This window comes from Agrobacterium sp., from assembly GCF_059499945.1.
Genome location: NZ_JCABZP010000010.1, coordinates 238,403 through 255,920 on the forward strand (window position 1 = coordinate 238,403; position 17,518 = coordinate 255,920).

At 59.1% G+C, this 17,518-nt stretch carries 18 protein-coding genes and 1 tRNA gene; 9 read left to right on the forward strand and 10 right to left on the reverse strand.

Going from position 1 to position 17,518, the window contains the following annotated elements:
- Nucleotides 1-203 precede the first annotated feature (203 nt).
- Both AC5I5B_RS07750 and AC5I5B_RS07755 read left to right on the forward strand, forming a co-directional pair.
- Nucleotides 204-896, forward strand: a complete 693-nt coding sequence (locus AC5I5B_RS07750; RefSeq protein ID WP_003502819.1) for a DUF599 domain-containing protein — start codon at nucleotides 204-206, stop codon at nucleotides 894-896.
- Nucleotides 897-988: 92 nt separating this feature from the next.
- Nucleotides 989-1,954, forward strand: a complete 966-nt coding sequence (locus tag AC5I5B_RS07755; protein WP_111834419.1) for a heparan-alpha-glucosaminide N-acetyltransferase domain-containing protein — start codon at nucleotides 989-991, stop codon at nucleotides 1,952-1,954.
- 252 nt (nucleotides 1,955-2,206) lie between these two features.
- Here AC5I5B_RS07755 and AC5I5B_RS07760 read toward each other — a convergent pair whose 3' ends face one another.
- Both AC5I5B_RS07760 and mgtE read right to left on the reverse strand, forming a co-directional pair.
- Nucleotides 2,207-2,593: a MerR family transcriptional regulator gene (locus AC5I5B_RS07760; RefSeq protein WP_003495942.1), complete on the reverse strand. Its 387-nt coding sequence runs from the start codon at nucleotides 2,591-2,593 to the stop codon at nucleotides 2,207-2,209.
- 71 nt (nucleotides 2,594-2,664) lie between these two features.
- Nucleotides 2,665-4,092, reverse strand: a complete 1,428-nt coding sequence (mgtE, locus tag AC5I5B_RS07765; RefSeq protein WP_003502821.1) for a magnesium transporter — start codon at nucleotides 4,090-4,092, stop codon at nucleotides 2,665-2,667.
- 393 nt (nucleotides 4,093-4,485) lie between these two features.
- Between mgtE and AC5I5B_RS07770 the strand changes: the two genes are divergently transcribed.
- Genes AC5I5B_RS07770 through AC5I5B_RS07780 form a run of 3 tightly spaced genes read left to right on the forward strand, consistent with a single transcriptional unit; the run spans nucleotide 4,486 to nucleotide 7,603 of the window.
- Nucleotides 4,486-6,786: an FdhF/YdeP family oxidoreductase gene (locus AC5I5B_RS07770; RefSeq protein ID WP_162724163.1), complete on the forward strand. Its 2,301-nt coding sequence runs from the start codon at nucleotides 4,486-4,488 to the stop codon at nucleotides 6,784-6,786.
- Nucleotides 6,786-7,091, forward strand: a complete 306-nt coding sequence (locus tag AC5I5B_RS07775; protein ID WP_111834420.1) for a hypothetical protein — start codon at nucleotides 6,786-6,788, stop codon at nucleotides 7,089-7,091. Before AC5I5B_RS07770 ends, AC5I5B_RS07775 begins: the two co-directional genes overlap by 1 nt.
- A gap of 17 nt (nucleotides 7,092-7,108) precedes the next feature.
- Entirely contained in the window at nucleotides 7,109-7,603 is a 495-nt protein-coding gene (locus AC5I5B_RS07780) for a peptide deformylase (protein ID WP_087744049.1), read from the forward strand.
- Between the two features lie 3 nt (nucleotides 7,604-7,606).
- On the opposite strand, the gene AC5I5B_RS07785 is transcribed toward AC5I5B_RS07780, so the two are convergent.
- Nucleotides 7,607-8,032, reverse strand: coding sequence for an OsmC family protein (locus AC5I5B_RS07785; protein WP_003502825.1), 426 nt, complete (start codon nucleotides 8,030-8,032; stop codon nucleotides 7,607-7,609).
- 110 nt (nucleotides 8,033-8,142) lie between these two features.
- On the opposite strand from AC5I5B_RS07785, the gene AC5I5B_RS07790 reads away from it, so the two are divergent.
- On the forward strand, nucleotides 8,143-8,310 hold the full coding sequence (locus tag AC5I5B_RS07790; RefSeq protein WP_003502827.1) for a Thivi_2564 family membrane protein: 168 nt from the start codon (nucleotides 8,143-8,145) through the stop codon (nucleotides 8,308-8,310).
- Between the two features lie 75 nt (nucleotides 8,311-8,385).
- On the opposite strand, the gene AC5I5B_RS07795 is transcribed toward AC5I5B_RS07790, so the two are convergent.
- Nucleotides 8,386-8,772 (reverse strand): PAS domain-containing protein, encoded by a 387-nt coding sequence (locus tag AC5I5B_RS07795; protein ID WP_020012558.1) that lies wholly within the window; start codon nucleotides 8,770-8,772, stop codon nucleotides 8,386-8,388.
- A gap of 617 nt (nucleotides 8,773-9,389) precedes the next feature.
- A tRNA-Leu gene (locus tag AC5I5B_RS07800) sits at nucleotides 9,390-9,474 on the reverse strand.
- Nucleotides 9,475-9,663: 189 nt separating this feature from the next.
- On the opposite strand from AC5I5B_RS07800, the gene lipB reads away from it, so the two are divergent.
- The 3 genes from lipB to AC5I5B_RS07815 all read left to right on the forward strand — a co-directional run bounded on the left by lipB (nucleotide 9,664) and on the right by AC5I5B_RS07815 (nucleotide 12,538).
- The gene (gene lipB / locus AC5I5B_RS07805; protein WP_111834421.1) at nucleotides 9,664-10,395 is read left to right on the forward strand and encodes a lipoyl(octanoyl) transferase LipB; all 732 of its coding nucleotides are present in this window, start codon (nucleotides 9,664-9,666) and stop codon (nucleotides 10,393-10,395) included.
- Nucleotides 10,396-10,461: 66 nt separating this feature from the next.
- The gene (locus AC5I5B_RS07810; RefSeq protein ID WP_111834422.1) at nucleotides 10,462-11,529 is read left to right on the forward strand and encodes an NAD(P)-dependent alcohol dehydrogenase; all 1,068 of its coding nucleotides are present in this window, start codon (nucleotides 10,462-10,464) and stop codon (nucleotides 11,527-11,529) included.
- A 73-nt stretch (nucleotides 11,530-11,602) separates the two neighbouring features.
- The gene (locus AC5I5B_RS07815; protein WP_161974074.1) at nucleotides 11,603-12,538 is read left to right on the forward strand and encodes a DMT family transporter; all 936 of its coding nucleotides are present in this window, start codon (nucleotides 11,603-11,605) and stop codon (nucleotides 12,536-12,538) included.
- A gap of 20 nt (nucleotides 12,539-12,558) precedes the next feature.
- Here AC5I5B_RS07815 and AC5I5B_RS07820 read toward each other — a convergent pair whose 3' ends face one another.
- The 5 genes from AC5I5B_RS07820 to yajC all read right to left on the reverse strand — a co-directional run bounded on the left by AC5I5B_RS07820 (nucleotide 12,559) and on the right by yajC (nucleotide 17,425).
- Nucleotides 12,559-13,017, reverse strand: coding sequence for a hypothetical protein (locus AC5I5B_RS07820; protein WP_060726268.1), 459 nt, complete (start codon nucleotides 13,015-13,017; stop codon nucleotides 12,559-12,561).
- A 145-nt stretch (nucleotides 13,018-13,162) separates the two neighbouring features.
- Complete coding sequence (locus AC5I5B_RS07825) at nucleotides 13,163-14,008, reverse strand: phytoene/squalene synthase family protein (RefSeq protein WP_111834423.1); 846 nt, start codon at nucleotides 14,006-14,008, stop codon at nucleotides 13,163-13,165.
- A 23-nt stretch (nucleotides 14,009-14,031) separates the two neighbouring features.
- Entirely contained in the window at nucleotides 14,032-14,424 is a 393-nt protein-coding gene (locus AC5I5B_RS07830) for an Mth938-like domain-containing protein (RefSeq protein ID WP_003524967.1), read from the reverse strand.
- Nucleotides 14,424-16,997: a protein translocase subunit SecDF gene (gene secDF / locus AC5I5B_RS07835; protein ID WP_003502840.1), complete on the reverse strand. Its 2,574-nt coding sequence runs from the start codon at nucleotides 16,995-16,997 to the stop codon at nucleotides 14,424-14,426. Before secDF ends, AC5I5B_RS07830 begins: the two co-directional genes overlap by 1 nt.
- An 80-nt stretch (nucleotides 16,998-17,077) precedes the next feature.
- Nucleotides 17,078-17,425 (reverse strand): preprotein translocase subunit YajC, encoded by a 348-nt coding sequence (yajC, locus tag AC5I5B_RS07840; RefSeq protein ID WP_020012565.1) that lies wholly within the window; start codon nucleotides 17,423-17,425, stop codon nucleotides 17,078-17,080.
- Between the last annotated feature and the right edge of the window lie 93 nt (nucleotides 17,426-17,518).

Genomic DNA, 17,518 nt, shown 5'->3' on the forward strand with positions numbered 1-17,518 from the left:
CTTACCCGGAACCGGCAGACCTGTCGTCCGCAAGTGGATTGATAAAGCGACTTGGTTACCGGAAAGTTAGCGAAAAACCGAATGATGAAACCGCAACGCCGAAGGAGAATATCGAGTGACGGCAGTCACCGCCATTGCCTTGCCATGGCCTTCAAATCAATATGCTTTCGAAGATTCGCAAACAGTAAGGTGGCCTGCCCGTGATGACCGTCATGGACTATATCTCGATCGTCGTTTTCATCCTGCTATGGGCCATCTATACCCATGTAACGACGGGAACGAGGCTGTTTTCGAGAGCCAGCCTCAATCAGGCCATGGCCGAGCGCCGTCGCCACTGGATTATGAATTCGCTGAAGCGCGACCTGAAGATGATCGACACGCAGATCATGGCCGGCCTGCAGAACGGCACCGCCTTTTTCGCCTCCACCTCCATCTTCGCCATCGGTGGATGTTTCGCTCTTCTGGGCGCGACCGAACAGGTCGAATCGGTGTTTCGCGACATGCCTTTCGTGCATTATGCCGGGCGCACGGCCTTCGAACTGAAGGTCATAGGGCTCACCTGTCTTTTCGGTTACTCCTTCTTCAAATTCGGCTGGTCCTACCGCCTGTTCAACTATTGCACAATCCTTTTCGGCGCCATCCCCATGGTCCACGATGTCAACGCGGATCGCGAGGCAGCGGAGCGGGCGGCCGAAAACGTCATAAAGATGAACATCATCGCTGCTAAGAACTTCAATGACGGCCTGCGGACGATCTTTCTGTCCATCGGTTATCTCGGCTGGTTCATCAGCCCCTATGTCTTCATTGCCAGTACGGTCATCATCATCGTGGCGCTGTTGCGCCGCCAGTTCTTTTCCGAGGCCCGGCGCGCGATCATGGAAGAAAACCAGCCTTGAAATAGCCGCACTTCAAGGGCCAAGCCCTCGGGTCATTTCGAGCGAATCCAAGTGAATGTTAGCTCCCTCGAAAGCTGAAAAAAGCGGGAAACATGGACACAGACGCAGCCGCAAACGAAAACCGCCGCAAGGGCCGCATCGGCGGTCTCGACACCCTGCGCGGGCTGGCCCTCATCGCCATGGCGTCCTATCACTTCACATGGAACCTGGAATATTTCGGCTATCTCGAACCCGGCACGGCGACGACAGGCCTGTGGAAACTCTATGCGCGCGGCATCGCCAGCTCGTTCCTGTTCCTGGCCGGTTTCAGCCTGTTTCTCGCCCATGGCAAGGGCGTGAACTGGCCGTCTTTCGGCAAACGTTTTGCGATGGTGGCCGGTTCGGCGCTGCTCATTACCGTCGCGACCTATTTTGCCTTTCCGGACAGTTTCATCTTCTTCGGTATATTGCACAATATCGCCGCCGCAAGCCTCGTGGGGCTGCTGTTCCTGCGAGCCCCTGCAGTCGTGACGCTGCTTTTTGCGGTGATCGCTTTCATCCTGCCGCAATATCTGCAATCCGAACTGTTCAACGCAAAATGGCTGGCCTGGATCGGTTTTTCCACCATGCCGCCCCGCTCGAACGATTATGTTCCACTGCTGCCCTGGCTTGCGCCCTTCCTCGCCGGGCTTGCGGTTTCGCAATTCGTCACGCCGCGCGATTGGCTCGATCGCTTTCGAAGCCCGAGTTCACCTCGCAACCTGATCGCCAGCGCCGGCCGCCACAGCCTCGCCTTTTACCTTATCCACCAGCCGGTGCTGATCGGCCTCGTTTACACCCTGTCGCTCATCGCTCCGCCTCCGCCTGTCGATCAGGTCGAGCTGTACAAATCGAGCTGTGAAAAAAGCTGCGTCGAGCAGGCAAACGGGCTGGAACTATGCCAGCGTTTCTGCGGCTGCACGCTGGAGAAGCTGCAGGCCGAAGACCTGTTCGATATGATGATGGAAGGCAAACTCAGCGCGGATCAGCAGACGAAGGTCAGCGAAGTGGCGCAGCAGTGTACGGCTGAGGCGCAATAGGGATAAACGTCAGGGCTTACGATCCATTTCTTCTCCCCGCCGGGGAGAAGGTGGCCCGAAGGGCCGGATGAGGGGGAACCCTCGCCGAACTATCTTTACCCTCGCCCCTTATCCCGCTGCCGCGACCTTCTCCCCGGTGGGGAGAAGAAATGAGCGAAACCCGCTCGTTCCATATGCAGCAAAAGTGGAAAGACTTCAGAGCCATTCTCGACGTTACGTTAACGGAGTAGCCAAACCGCTACAGGGCGGGGTTCACGTCCCCACGCCGATTTCGGCAAGCCGCGTCAGACAGGCTTCTTCGACATTGTCGAGTTCCGCCAGCGTCTCCTCGATGTCCTTGCGTTTTTGCCTGAGATCGGCGCGCTTTTCATCGACCTTCTTCATCAGAAGCACCAGTTGGCCCGATTCGCCCGGCGGCTCCTTGTAGACGTGAATGATTTCGCGAATTTCGGAGATGGTGAAACCGATACGGCGGCCGCGCAGGATTTCCTGAATGAGGCGGCGGTCCGCAGCCCTGAAAAGCCGGGTGCGCCCACGACGCTCAGGGTGAATAAGCCCCTCGTCCTCATAAAATCTCAAGGTACGGGTGGAAACACCGAATTCGCGTGTCAGTTCGGTTATGCTATAATACTTGTCCAAGGGCCTATCCGATTCATAACCGGATAATATTATTTGACCTTCACGTAAAAGTCAATTTTCGCCCGCTTCCCCTATCCGGAAATACCGTACCACCAGGTCGCGATCCCCAGAAAGGCGAAAAAGCCGACAATATCGGTCACCGCCGTGACGAAGACTGCCGAGGAGACGGCCGGGTCCGCTCCGAACTTGTCGAGCACCAGCGGAATGAGAATGCCCGCCAGCGCCGCCGCCAGCATGTTGAGACACATGGCCGTGGCGATGATGCCACCGATATGGATATCCTGAAACCAGACACCGGCGACAATGCCGATGGCGCAACCGAACAGCATGCCGTTCAGGATACCCACACCCGCCTCGCGCCTGATGATGCGGGCGGCGTTGTGAATATCGAGGCTTTTGGTGGCGAGCGCCCGCACCGACACCGTCATGGTCTGCGATCCGGCATTGCCGCCCATACCGGCCACCGCCGGCATCAGGATCGCCAGAGCGATAATCTGCTGGATCGTCGCATCGAACAGGCTGATGACCGAGGCGGACAGAAAGGCGGTAAGGAGATTGACGGCAAGCCAGGGCACACGCGAGCGCGAGGTGCTGACAATGCTATCAGACAGCTCTTCGTCACCGACACCGCCAAGGCGCAACAGATCCTCTTCGGCCTCTTCCTGAATGACGTCCACCACGTCATCGATGGTCAGCACGCCCACCAGCCGGCCGTTGTCATCGACTACGGCTGCGGAGAGAAGGTCGTATTGCTCAAAAAGCTGCGCGGCCTCTTCCTGGTCCATCTCGGCCGGAATGGAGTGGTTGGTCTCGTGCATGATCGTTTCGATCTTCACCTGACGCTTGGCGCGCAGCACGCGATCGAGATCAAGCGCACCGACCAGCTTGAACGTGGGATCGATAACGAAAATTTGCGAAAACGATTCCGGCAGTTCTTCTTCTTCGCGCAGATAATCGATGGTCTGCCCCACGGTCCAGAACGGCGGCACGGCCACGAATTCCGTCTGCATGCGGCGGCCGGCCGAACTTTCCGGATAATCCAGCGCCCGCATCAACCGCACGCGTTCGGTGAACGGCAGTTGCGAGAGAATATCCTCGCGGTCTTCGTCGTCGAGGTCCTCGAGAATATAGACGGCGTCGTCCGAATCCAGCTCGCCGATACCGGCGGCGATCTGCTCGTTCGACATCTGGTCGACGATATCGAGACGGATGCCCTCATCCACCTCGGTCAGCGCCGTCATGTCGAAATCGGAACCAAGAAGCCGCACCAGCGCATGGCGCTGTTCAGGCAGGATGGATTCCAGGAGGTCGCCGAGTTCCGATTCGTGCAGCCGCGCCACATTCTTGCGCAGGAAAAGCAGATCGCGGTCAGCGATCGCCGCACCCACCATCGTCAGAAAGTCGGAGCGCACAGACCCATCTTCGGCGTAAATATCGGAGGGCGCTTCCGTCGGCTTCACGTCCTCGGGCGCGACAGGATCGTCGTCACGGTCTGTCATCTGGCGTCCCCTCGTATTCAAATGCCGCAGTGCACGGATGCGCAGGCAGAATGGCGTTAAAAGGTATATTGTCAACAACCGGATAGCGGCAAATGAACAAGCTTTCCGACTGCGGCGCAAAATCCATTCAACATTCCTCTTCCTATTGGCCGGCAGGGTCTCAGCCAGCGGCCATAAGCATGTTTAGCCAATCTTTGCGGCTTGCTTTGCGACAACGTCCACCCCCTTTACGCCGTTCCCATTTCAAATGTCGAACGGGCAAATAAGGGTTTCACCGCAATGCACAATTAAGACATTGACAGGCGGTGTGGATCAGCGCTTTTGAAGTTGCTTTTGACAAACGACAAGCGCCGGCAGGCGGGCGCGAGAAGACATATCCCGGGAATCACAACCATGAGCAAGACGGATTTCATAGGCAAGGCATCCTCCGCCGCAGGTGGCTGGGGCGCACTCAAAAGCGTCGGCAAACGCCTTCTGGAATCCGGCGCACCGATTTCCGGCGCCCGCACACTTTTGAAGACCAACCAGCCGGATGGTTTCGACTGCCCGGGCTGCGCCTGGGGTGACCCAGAACACGGCTCCTCTTTCGAATTCTGCGAAAACGGCGTCAAGGCAGTGTCATGGGAAGCGACGGAGGCGCGCGTACCACCGGATTTCTTCGCCAGCCGCACCGTCTCCGAACTGCGCAGCTGGTCTGACTACGATCTGGAAAAACAGGGCCGCCTGACCCATCCCATGCGTTATGACCGGGCAAGCGACAGATATCTGCCCGTTTCCTGGGACGATGCCTTCGCCGAAATCGGTGACATCCTCAACAGTCTCGACAGCCCGGACCGGGCGGAGTTCTATACCTCCGGCCGCGCCTCCAACGAGGCCGCCTTCCTCTATCAGTTGATGGTCCGGCTCTACGGCACCAATAATTTCCCCGACTGCTCCAACATGTGCCACGAAGCGAGCGGCGTCGGCCTGAAGGAATCGATCGGCGTCGGCAAGGGCACCGTGCTGCTTGAGGATTTCGAGCAGACCGACGCCATTTTCGTCATCGGGCAAAATCCCGGCACCAACCATCCCCGCATGCTGGGCGACCTGCGCCGCGCCGCCCTTCGCGGCGCCCGGATCGCCGTCTTCAACCCCATCCGCGAAAAGGGTCTGGAGCGCTTTGCAGACCCGCAGGACAAGGTGGAGATGATTACCGGTGGCAGCACCCGCATCGCCACCAATTATTACCAGCCCCGGCAGGGCGGAGACATGGCGGCGGTGCGCGGCATGAGCAAGGCGGTCTTCGCCGCCGACGAGGCCGCAAGGGCGGCCGGCGAGCCTACCATTATCGATTATGACTTCATCGCCGAACATGCGGCGGAGTTCGAGGCCTATCGCGCCGCCGTTGAAGCGACGAGCTGGGAAAGCATCCTCGACCAGTCCGGCCTCACCCGCGCGGAGATCGAGGAAGCCGCCCGTATCTACATGAATGCCGGCTCGGTCATCACCACATGGGCCATGGGCGTCACCCAGCACCGTCACTCCGTCATCATCGTTCGAGAAATCGCCAATTTCATGCTGCTGCGCGGCAATGTCGGCCGTCCCGGCGCTGGCCTTTGCCCGGTGCGCGGCCATTCCAACGTGCAGGGTGACCGCACCGTCGGCATCGACGAAAAAGCACCGCCGGCGCTTCTCGACGCGCTGGAGAAGGAACTCGGCGCCCCTATGCCGCGCAGACCCGGCCACAATACCGTGGAAGCCGTCGCCGCGATGCTGGAGGGCAAGGCTCAGGCCTTCATCGCGCTTGGCGGCAATTTCATGCGCGCGACACCCGACAGCCCGCTGATTATCAAGGCTTTCGAAAAGCAGAAGCTGACCGTCAACATCGCCACCAAGCTCAACCATTCGCATCTGGTGCCGGGCGAAACCTCCTTCGTATTGCCCTGCCTCGGCCGAACGGAAATCGACCGCAATTCGGCCGGCCGCTCGCAGATCGTTACGGTGGAAGATTCCATGAGCATGGTGCACGGTTCCGGCGGCATCAATCCGCCGGCCTCGGAGGAGCTGCGTTCGGAAGTCGCCATCGTTGCCGGCATCGCCGAAGCAACGCTTGGCAATGCGCATCTCGACTGGAAGGCGCTTGCCGATGATTACGATCTCATCCGCGACATGATCGAGCGGGTCATTCCCGGTTTCGACAATTTCAACGAACGCGTCCGTGTGCCCCGCGGTTTTCATCTGCGCAATGCGGCGGCCGAACGGGAATGGAACACGCCGGCAAAAAAGGCCACCTTCTATAGCGGCCCCTTGCCGGAACAGACCGAACACCAGCAGGCGCTGATGCGTGATAACCTCTTCGTGCTGCAGACATTCCGCAGCCACGATCAATACAACACCACGATCTACGGCATGGATGACCGCTATCGCGGCGTCTATGGCGAACGCCACGTCATATTCATGAACCCTGGAGATATGGAAGCGCTCGGCGCCCATTCCCGCCAGCGCGTTGATGTCATCGGCGAATATGGCGATGGCATGGAGCGTATCGCGGAAGATTTCCGACTGGTGCCCTATAATATCCCGCGCGGCAGCGTCGGCGGTTATTACCCGGAACTGAACGTGCTGGTGCCGCTGTCGAGCTATGGCGAAGGCAGCTTCACGCCGACATCGAAATCGGTGCTCGTCTCCGTTCGCCTGCGCCCGAACGCCTCCTGATGGAAGAGGAGCAATCCGCCGCTGCGTTCATGGCGGCGGTGGAGCGGGTTCAGGAAAGCTCCTCACAGGCGCTGACGGCCACGGGCGCGGCGATCCTTCTGGCGGTTTATCTGAACATCGCCGCCGACAGCCGCAGCATCGCCAACCGGCTTGGGCTTGCACACGCCCTTATTCTGCGCGAAATCACTCTCCTGTCACCGCGTTTCGTACGGGTGATAAAACGCGACGCCCGCACCCAGCGCAGCTTTCTAGAGACGACTGAAGAAGGACAGGCGCTCGCCGCCGCCTCTTCATCCCGGATTTGAAACGAACGGAGCATTCCTTGGCAATCAGGCCGATCCTGCCCTATCCCCATCCCGGTCTGTCCGAAATCTGCGCGCCGGTCACGGTTTTCGACGAGCAGCTGCACGATCTGGTCACCGACCTGATCGACACGATGCGCGCCGCGCCCGGCGTCGGCATCACCGCCGCCCATATCGGCGTCAAGCAGCGCGTTTTCGTTCTGGAGCTGACGCCGGGAACTGTCCTCACCTACGTCAACCCTGAAATCGTCAGCCAATCCGCACAGACGATGCGGCATATGGAAGGAAGCGTCTCCATGTCGGGCTTTACCGACGAGGTTGAGCGGCCTTCCGAAGTCGAGGTGAGGTTTCAGGATATATCCGGCGGCGAACACCGGCAGAACGCCGAGGGGTTTCACGCCATCTGTATCCAGCACGAGATCGACCAGCTGGACGGTATTTTCTGGCTGAAGCGCCTCTCGAAACTCAAGCGCGACCGGCTGGTAAAAAAATGGGAAAAATCCCGAAAAACTTGATGGTCAGCCGGTAACCGACAGCACAAATTCCGCATCGCCCTTCAGCGTGTTGCTGACGGTACAGATATCCTCGGCCATATGGGCGATGCCGCTGCGGGTGGCCTCATCGAAATCCCCCTTTATCTCGATCCGGACATCGAAACGCACGATCCGCGATGGCTCCTCATCGGCCTTTTCGCCCGACACATGCACCGTGACCTTTTCGAACCGGTCGAGCACAGCCATGCGGCTCGCCGCAATCCGGGCGCTAAGCGCCAGGCAGGCCGCCAGCGACGAATAAAGAAGATCGAGCGGATTGAAACCCGGCTCTGAGGCCCCCGTCACCACCGTCAGGGCGCCTCCGGTGGCCGTGACGACGTCGGGATGCCCAAGGCGGCCAAGTGTAACGACAGCCCCTGTCGGCCGCTTTTTAACCCTGAACTGATTCACACCCGACCTCACACCGCGATTACACCGATGGAACCAAAATTAACCTCGCGCTTTTACTCACGCAACGGTGAACGACCGTCGAATATTGATTAAAAAGGGAGCTGGGACATATGGTTACATCTACGCTCGTCAGCATTCTGATCACCTTCCTGGTGATTGTGCTTGTCTTGTGGCTTATCGCACGACTGCCGGTCGGCGGCGGTGCGAAACAGATCGCTCAAGTGATCGTCATCATCATCGGCATTATTTCGCTGCTGAAATATCTCGCCGTCTTCTGATGTCCCGGCGTAGTGCAGACGAAAAAGGCGGCGAAAGCCGCCTCTTTTTATGCGCGTTTTTCACCTGCCTGATCGCTATTGGCGAGGCTCGAACTGATAGGCTTTTTTCAGTGTAATATCCCGGACGCTGCCAATGCCGAGAAACGGCGTATTGTCGGCATCAAAAATCGCCCTGCCCTTCGCCACGATCCACCGGCTTGAACCATCCGGCAGATTGACCTTGTAGCGCTGATCGAAAAACACGCCGGTGGTGATGCTCTCAAAAATGGCCTGCGCCACCTGATCGCGCATTTCGACATCGATTCTTTCGAGAATCTCCTCAATCGTCACCCCGCGCGACGCAACTGGTTCGGGAAACCCATGACATTCCGCGGTGACAGCATCCATGATCAGCCTGTTGTCGGAAATGCTCCACATGTAATAGCCGAGCGCATTGTCTGAATCCGTTTTGTCCCCCAGCACGAAAACCCCCAGACATTTTTCCTGACAAAAGCTAACATCAGACCTCTAATATTCCACCCCTCGTTTTTTAGGGAGAAGCTGCCGTCCACCAGAGCGTGCATTGATATCCACCGAAATTTCATGACGGCCTGATCGGAGTAAGGGCTCAAAGGAGCGATAAGTTCCTAAGAGATATCGCAAAGCCACCAACCTGTTCCTACATAGCGCTGTGATGAAATTTCAAAGGAGGCCAATATGCTGCGAACCGCTCTCACTTTCGGACTACTGATGGTAACTGTCGTTCTCGCTGGGTGCCAGACATGGGAAAGTCCATATCGCGGAAGCGGATGGCGGATGGACCAGGTCATGGACGGGGACCCTTATCGCGTCGGAGATGGCAACCATCAGGAAAACGGTACGGCCTCAAATATCATTCGACGCTAAATCGCGACGACTATGCTGAAGTAGCAGCAAGTCGGGAATTTCCGAACCGAAATTATAAAGCCCGGGCAGTGGCGCAAATCACATCGACGCAGCCCGGGTGACTTCCAATACGGCCCAACGAACCCGGGGCAGAAAACGGAGAGCTAGCTAAACGACTGGCTAAAAAAGAAAAAACCCGCCGAAGCGGGTTTTTTTGGTGCGGTCGAGAAGACTCGAACTTCCACGGGTTGCCCCACAGCGACCTCAACGCTGCGCGTCTACCAATTCCGCCACGACCGCATCGTGGTAGGCGTCGACTTGCGCCGACGGGGGTGCATGTAGCAAAAGGATTTTCGGTGCACAAGAGCGTCGTGACAGTTTTTTGAAATTAAAAATCGCACTGCACCATCCTATATGCAGGAAGCCCGGAAATGCTGGGGTTGCGGCCCTGTCGCCATTTTGCGAGAAGGCTGTGGAAAGGACTTTTTCATGCTCACACGCACCGATATCGAGACAAATATGCTTCCCGCCGCCGGTTCGCCGCCCGTCCGCTGGCGAATCTCGGAAGGTCTCGTGCCTTACGAACTGGCGATCGAGGAGATGGAACGCGAAGTGGCCGCCATTGCCAGCGGGGAGTCTGACGAACTCGTCTGGCTTCTGGAACATCCGCCGCTCTATACCGCGGGCACAAGCGCCGATGCCGTTGATCTCATTGAGCCTGATCGTTTCCCCGTCTTCGCCACCGGTCGCGGCGGTGAATATACCTATCACGGGCCGGGACAGCGGGTCGTCTACGTCATGCTCGACCTGAAGCGGCGGCGGCAGGATGTGCGCGCCTATGTGGCGGCGCTGGAGGATGTCATCATCCGCACGCTCGACAAGATGAATGTCCGGGGCGAGCGGCGCGAGGACCGCGTCGGCGTCTGGGTCAGGCGTCCGGAAAAACCTCTTCTGCCCGATGGCGGCATGGCCGAGGACAAGATCGCCGCGCTCGGCATCCGCCTGCGCAAATGGGTGAGCTTTCACGGGCTGTCGATCAATGTGGATCCCGACCTCACGCATTTTTCCGGCATCGTTCCCTGCGGCATCAGCGCCTATGGCGTCACCAGCCTTGTCGATCTCGGATTGCCGGTTATGATCGGCGACGTCGACGTTCTGCTGCGCGAGGCCTTCGAGGAGGTCTTTGGCCCTGCAGTGCCCGAAACCGGCGCTGGCGGCTGATTGCAGCGCAACCTTTGCCGCAGTCCGGTGTTTCCAGCATCGATCACTACAAGAGGAGGAACGACCATGTTCACAACGTCCGCCTATGCCTGCGACGACGGTTCTTCGCCGATGAAGCTCGCGACCATCAAGCGTCGCGATCCCGGCCCGCGCGATGTCGAAATCGAGATCGAATTCTGTGGCGTCTGCCACTCCGATATTCATACGGCCCGCAGCGAATGGCCGGGGTCCCTCTACCCCTGCGTTCCCGGCCACGAAATCATCGGCCGTGTCGGCCGGGTGGGTGCGCAGGTCACCAAATTCAAGGTGGGCGACCGCGTCGGCGTCGGCTGTATCGTCGACAGTTGCCGTGAATGCGCGAGCTGCGCCGAAGGTCTGGAGCAATATTGCGAAAACGGCATGACCGGCACCTATAATTCGCCTGACAAGGCGATGGGCGGCGGCGCGCATACGCTTGGTGGTTATTCCGCCCATGTGGTCGTCGATGACCGTTACGTCCTCAACATTCCCGAAGGCCTCGACCCGGCCGCCGCCGCACCCCTGCTCTGCGCGGGTATCACCACCTACTCGCCGCTGCGGCACTGGAATGCCGGTCCCGGCAAGCGTGTCGGCGTCGTTGGTCTCGGCGGCCTTGGCCATATGGCGGTCAAGCTCGCCAACGCCATGGGCGCGACTGTCGTGATGATCACGACGTCGCCCGGCAAGGCGGAGGACGCTAAAAAACTCGGCGCCCACGAGGTCATCATCTCGCGTGATGCCGAACAGATGAACAAGGCCGCTTCCAGTCTCGATCTCATCATCGACGCTGTGGCCGCCGACCACGATATCAACGCCTATCTCGCACTGCTGAAACGTGACGGCGCGCTGGTGCAGGTGGGCGCACCGGAAAAGCCGCTCTCGGTGATGGCCTTCAGTCTCATTCCCGGCCGCAAGACGTTTGCCGGCTCGATGATCGGCGGCATTCCCGAAACGCAGGACATGCTGGATTTCTGCGCCGAAAAAGGCATCACCGCCGAGATCGAGATGATCAATATCGATCAGATCAACGACGCTTATGAACGCATGATAAAAAGCGATGTGCGTTATCGCTTCGTCATTGATATGAAGAGCCTGCCGCGCCAGAAGGCCGCCTGACCCCTGAAGGGGGGCGACCTTGCAGGCGTCCCCTCTCCCGTTGGACCTTTGGGTCGAAAGCGCAGCCTGATCCATGACCAGCCAGACCGGTTTCAACGATATCGCCAAGGGCATGACCATCATGGCGGGTTGCATGCTGGTGCTGCCGGTCATGGATGCGATCGCCAAATACATGGCGGTCAGTGGCGGCATGTCGCCGGCGCAAGTGACCTTCTACCGCTTCTTTTTCCAGGTGCTCTGCACCCTGCCGTTGCTGCTCGTGGTGTCACCCAGGGCGCTGTTCAGCGCCAAACGGCCATGGATGAACTGCCTGCGCGGTGTGCTGCACGCCTCGGCCAGCCTGATGTTCTTCGCCGCCGTCAAATACATGCCGCTTGCGGATGTCTTCGCGATCTATTTCGTCGAACCATTCATGTTGACGATGATGTCGGCGATCTTCCTCGGCGACAAGGTGGGCTGGAAGCGCTGGACGGCGATCGCAGTCGGGTTCGGCGGCGCCCTGATCGTCATTCAGCCGAGTTTCGAAATCTTCGGCTGGACATCGCTTCTGCCGGTTGCCTGCGCCTTTCTGTACACACTTTACCTGTTCCTGAACCGCGCCATCGGCGATGCCGACAGCCCGCTGGTCATGCAGACCATGTCCGGCATTGCCGGTACGGTGTTCATGGGGGCGGCCCTTCTTGCCGGTGATGCACTCGGCGACAAGGATTTTGCCGTCTCGCTTCCGCAATCCGGCTTTGCCCTCACCCTGCTAATCCTGTTGGGATCGATATCCGGCTACATGCACCTGTTGATCGTCAGGGCCTTCCGGCTGGCGCCGCTTTCTCTGCTGGCGCCGTTCCAGTATTTCGAGATCATCTCGGCGACTATCCTCGGTTATGCGCTGTTTTCCGATTTCCCGACGCCATCAAAATGGCTCGGCATTCTCATCATCGTCGCATCCGGCCTGTTCATCATCTGGCGCGAGCGCCAGCAAACCGGCGCAAACCCGCCGCTTGACGGGCAATGACTGCCAACCCTAGCCGTCTCTCAACTATCCGAGGGCGGCGGCCCGTCGTCGTGATGATCCTGCGCCTCCACAAGACTGCCAAGCAGCCAAAGGGAAACCTCGGCCGCCTCTCCGGCCGATTTGAACCGGTATGAGCCGCTATATTTCGGCATATCGAAAAAGGTGACGACGAAACCGTCACCGCTTTCCAGACTTTCGACCCTGATGCGCTCGGGATCGATCATCACACACACATAATGCGACCCCATATTGCGCATGAAGCCGGCCTTGTTGTCGTGCAGCCGCACGAAGGCAGCACCACCATCCGCCGTCATGTGCAGACTTCTGATCGCCTCATTGGGAAAGGCACGGGCGAAATCCATGATCGCCTGCCCCACATCATGACTGTTATCCTCATCCGTCGCCCGCGTCATGCGCCAGGCGTAGACAGCGAAGACCGAAAGCAGCACGAAAACGATAATCCAGATCGCAATACTCATCCGGGGCGCTCCCTCAGCATCGAAACATCACGATTCGCGAATCGAAAAGACGCGAACCCGGCTCAGGTTCATACAGACCGAGGCTTGTGTGAAGTGTGGCTCTGCCGGATCGACGTCGTTTCGCTGCGCTACGCGGTCTGCGCAATCAGAAACGCTTGAGGAAGGAGGCCTTTGCCAGCAGCCATTGCCGGCGAAGCTGCGACAGTTGCAGGTCGCCGTCAAATACACCGCTCCCCGCCTTTCTCGCCGCAGCGATGACAGGGCCGGACAGGGCGACGGGAAGATAGGCGGCAAAAACATTTTTCGAGATCTTTGCGCGTCGTGCCCTCTCCATATGATCCAGCGCATGGGTCGCAAAAATCTCGATGGCAATGCCGATGCGCTGCCTGTCCTTACCTTCCAGAAAAGTCTCGCGGTCGAGCCCGGCCGCAGCCAGCATATCGGCGGGAATATAGACCTGCCCGCGACGCCGGTGCAGCGGCATAAGCAGCAACATGCCGGCCATGGCCTGCGCGACGCCCGCATGACCTGCCCCTTCCGCGCTGGATGCGGCGTCTTCAGCGGAAAGCACGAGACTTGCAAGCTGGATCAAAGCGGATGCGGTTTCGCCAGCATAACCTTCCAGCGCATTGCGATCCTCGAACAGGTCGTCATAGAGATCGAAGATCCGGGCCTCGATCATATTGGCCAGAACCGGGCGCGGCAGGCGATATTGCTCGATCGTTGTCAGAAGCGCTGCAGCCACCGGGTGGGACTGGCTGTCACCGTGCGGATTGCCATCGATAAGGTCGCGCCACCATTGCATGCGCACTTCGCCGGGCAACGCCTCGCGCACGGAATCGCGGATGCGGGCGATTTCGGCGTTGAAGGCATAAAGCGCGGCAAGGGCATTACGCCTGTCGGCAGGCGACAGAAGGCAGGCAAGATAACGGTCGCGATCGGTATCGCGCAGCGTCGCGAGGCTGACGTCGAGATTTTCTGTGGGTGCCATGGTTCCCCGCGCGAAACGTCCTGTCAGCCTTCGACGGCAATCAGCGCCGCGGCCACGGCGCGCGATTCCGAAAGCATGATATTGTAGGTGCGCACCGCAGCACCCGTACTCATCGGATCAACCGAAATGCCCGCCTCCTTAAAGGCGGCGCGCAGTTCTTTCGGCAGGACCCGCATGCCGTCACCCGTGCCGATCAGCAGCACTTCGATATCCTGTGCTTCCGCCAGAACCTTTTCGAAATGCCCGACGGTCAGTTCTTTTGCATCAACCGGCTCCCACCCGTAAATGCCCGAAGGCAGGAGGAGAAGAGAGCCGCGATGCGACATGTCGGCAAAGCGAAAACCGCCATTACCATAGGCATCGATGGGCGCCCGGCCGGGAAAATGGGCCGGGCGTATTTCGATCCCGCCGGCCATCAGACGGCAGGCTTGCCGCCAATGGCGCCGGTGTTGTTTTCTTTCTTGTCGTCCTTCTCGTCTTCCGCATCCTTGCTGTCGGGACGCAGCTTGAAGGCGATCAGCACCGGTGCGGCGATGTAGAGCGACGAGAACACGCCGATACCGACACCAAACAGCATGGCGAAGGTGAAGGAGCGGATGACTTCGCCACCGAAGAGGTAGAGCGACAGCAGCGCCAGAAGCACGGTCAGACCGGTGAGGATCGTACGCGACAGCGTCTGGTTCAGCGACACGTCGATGATCATCGACAGCGGCATCTTTTTATAACGCCTGAGGTTTTCGCGGATACGGTCATAGATGACGACGGTGTCGTTCAGCGAATAACCGATGATCGTCAGGATCGCCGCGATACTGGTGAGGTTGAATTCTATCCCCAGGAACACGAAGAGACCGATGGTGAAGACCACATCGTGCACCATCGAAATGACGGCGCCCAAGGCGAACTGCCATTCGAAGCGAACCCAGATGTAGATCATGATCGCCGTCATGGCGAGCAGGATGCCAACCGTGGAGGTGAAGGTGAGGTCACCCGAAACGGCCGGACCGACGACTTCCACGCGGCGGAAGTCATATTTGTCCTCAAGCTCGCCGCGCACCATGGTGATCGCAGACTGCTCGGCATTTTCGCCGCCGTCCTGCGCCTGGATGCGGATGAGAACGTCCTGCGGCGTACCGAAGTTCTGCGCCTGGATTTCACCGAGGTTGAGCTGGTTCAGGCGATCACGGATATCGGCGAGATCGGCCTCACCCTGCTTGGCGCGGACTTCGATGACCGAGCCGCCCTGGAAGTCGATGCCGAGGTTCAGGCCCTTGGCCACGAAGCCACCGACACAGGCGAGCATGACGACGCCGGTGATCATGAACACCACGCGACGGTAGCGCATGAACGGAATGTCGCGGCCGTCGAACATGGCGGTGCGGACACCCTTCGGCAGATGTTTCGGACGGCTGCGGCGAACCCAGTAGCCGAACATCCACGCCGTCAGCGTATAGGCCGTGAAGACGGTGGTGATGATACCGACAGCCAGCGTGACCGCGAAGCCCTTGACCGGGCCGGTGCCCATGTAGAACAGCACGCTCGCCACGATCAGCGTCGTCAGGTTGGCGTCGATAATGGTCGCAAAGGCGCGGGTGAAGCCGTTATCCAGTGACTGGATCAGCGGTTTGCCGCTCTTCACCTCCTCGCGTATGCGCTCATAGATCAGAACGTTGGAATCCACCGCCATACCGATCGTCAGAACGATACCGGCAATACCTGGCAAGGTCAGCGTTGATCCTATCACACTGAGGACAGCGAGCAGCATGACGACGTTGACGATGAGTGCGATGTTCGCGAGCAGGCCGAAGAAGCCATAGAACACGAACATGAAGATGAGGACGCCGACGGCGCCGATGACGCTGGCCGTCAGACCGGCGGTGATGGAGTCGTTACCAAGGCTCGGACCGACAGTGCGTTCTTCAACCACGGTCAGCGTGGCCGGCAGTGCACCGGCGCGCAGCAGAACCGCAAGGTCGTTGGCGCCCTGCACCGAGAAATTACCTGAAATCTGTCCCGAACCGCCAATAATCGGTTCGCGGATGACAGGCGCGGAAATGACCTGATTATCAAGCACGATGGCGAAAGGCTTGCCGACATTCTGCTGCGTCGCCTGCGCAAAGCGCTGCGCGCCGCGGCTGTCGAAGCGGAAGGTAACGACGGGTTCGTTGGTCTGCTGGTTGAAGCTTGCCTGCGCGTCGACGAGATTGTCGCCGGAAACGAGCGCGCGGCGCTCCACCAGATAGGGAACCGGCGGATCGTCCTGCGAGTACAGAACCTCTGATGTAGCCGGCGGACGGCCGTTCATGGCTTCCTGCACCGGCATCGTCGTGTCGACCATGCGGAAGGAGAGCTTGGCCGTCTGGTTCAAAAGCGACTTCAGACGCTGCGGATCCTGAAGCCCCGGAACCTGCACGATGATGCGGTCGGAACCCTGACGCTGGATGAGCGGCTCGGTGGTGCCGACTTCGTCAACGCGGCGGCGCACGACTTCGATGGACTGCGAAACGGCCGAAGACAGACGGTAATCGATGCCTTCATCCGTCAGATTGAGCCGGAGCAGATTGTCGCCGCCGTCATTCATCGTCACTTCGGTGATGGAGCCGCCGACCAGCGTGCCGGCGGACACCGGCTGCGTCAGGTCACGAAGCGCGTTCTTTGCGGCTTCCACCTGAGCGGGATCGCTGATGCGGACCTGAATTTGCTGGCCGTTGCCGGTGAGCCCCGAATAGCGAATGTTGGCGTCGCGAAGCTGCGTGCGCACATCGCCCACGATCGTTTCAAGCCGTTCCTTGACGATGTCGGAACGCTCGATCTTGAGCATGATGTGCGAACCGCCCTGAAGGTCGAGACCGAGCGTTACCTTGTTGTCCTTGTACCAGGCAGGCATGCCCTCCAGCTGTTTGTCCGTAAACAGGTTGGGAGAGGCGATGAAGACGCTTGCCAGCACAAGCAGCCAGATGAAGACTGTTTTCCAACGGGAAAAATGAAGCATTTCGATCTCGGTCAGGGTTGGGGTCGCGCTCCGCGCAACCCGTCAAAATTCGCAATCGGGCATTCGGTTGTCCGGCAGGATCAGGAAGCGGTTTCCGTCTTGACCACTTCGCCCTTCACGCGCACTTCGGCAATGTAAGCACGGGCGGCACGGATTTTCACGCCTTCGGCGATTTCGACTTCGAGTTCATTGTCATCGATGACCTTGGTCACCTTGCCAACGATGCCGCCACCAAGAACGACCTGATCGCCACGGCGAATATTGGTGAGCGTTTCCTGACGCTTCTTCATCTGCGCGCGCTGCGGGCGGATAAGGAAAAAGTACCAGACCACCATAAGCGGCGCAAACAGGAAAAGCATTTCAAGGCCGGAACCGAAGGCAGATGCGCCGCCTGCTGCGTCCTGGGCAAAAGCTTGACTAATGAACATATAAAACTCCTCAGAATTACGGCACGACCTTGGATGCCGCCCCAGCTTTCAAGCCGCCGGAATATAGTGGGGAACGCCGGGATTGCAACAGAT

What these genes read in the sequence shown, in the direction of transcription:
- AC5I5B_RS07775 (WP_111834420.1), top strand. Translation starts at nt 6,786, where the DNA reads ATGGAAGAGGAGCAATCCGCCGCTGCGTTCATGGCGGCGGTGGAGCGG.
- AC5I5B_RS07815 (WP_161974074.1), top strand. Translation starts at nt 11,603, where the DNA reads ATGACCAGCCAGACCGGTTTCAACGATATCGCCAAGGGCATGACCATC.
- AC5I5B_RS07825 (WP_111834423.1), bottom strand. Translation starts at nt 14,008, where the DNA reads ATGGCACCCACAGAAAATCTCGACGTCAGCCTCGCGACGCTGCGCGAT.
- secDF (WP_003502840.1), bottom strand. Translation starts at nt 16,997, where the DNA reads ATGCTTCATTTTTCCCGTTGGAAAACAGTCTTCATCTGGCTGCTTGTG.
- yajC (WP_020012565.1), bottom strand. Translation starts at nt 17,425, where the DNA reads ATGTTCATTAGTCAAGCTTTTGCCCAGGACGCAGCAGGCGGCGCATCT.
- AC5I5B_RS07820 (WP_060726268.1), bottom strand. Translation starts at nt 13,017, where the DNA reads ATGAGTATTGCGATCTGGATTATCGTTTTCGTGCTGCTTTCGGTCTTC.
- AC5I5B_RS07830 (WP_003524967.1), bottom strand. Translation starts at nt 14,424, where the DNA reads ATGGCCGGCGGGATCGAAATACGCCCGGCCCATTTTCCCGGCCGGGCG.
- mgtE (WP_003502821.1), bottom strand. Translation starts at nt 4,092, where the DNA reads ATGACAGACCGTGACGACGATCCTGTCGCGCCCGAGGACGTGAAGCCG.
- AC5I5B_RS07770 (WP_162724163.1), top strand. Translation starts at nt 4,486, where the DNA reads ATGAGCAAGACGGATTTCATAGGCAAGGCATCCTCCGCCGCAGGTGGC.
- lipB (WP_111834421.1), top strand. Translation starts at nt 9,664, where the DNA reads ATGCTCACACGCACCGATATCGAGACAAATATGCTTCCCGCCGCCGGT.
- AC5I5B_RS07810 (WP_111834422.1), top strand. Translation starts at nt 10,462, where the DNA reads ATGTTCACAACGTCCGCCTATGCCTGCGACGACGGTTCTTCGCCGATG.
- AC5I5B_RS07790 (WP_003502827.1), top strand. Translation starts at nt 8,143, where the DNA reads ATGGTTACATCTACGCTCGTCAGCATTCTGATCACCTTCCTGGTGATT.
- AC5I5B_RS07755 (WP_111834419.1), top strand. Translation starts at nt 989, where the DNA reads ATGGACACAGACGCAGCCGCAAACGAAAACCGCCGCAAGGGCCGCATC.
- AC5I5B_RS07750 (WP_003502819.1), top strand. Translation starts at nt 204, where the DNA reads ATGACCGTCATGGACTATATCTCGATCGTCGTTTTCATCCTGCTATGG.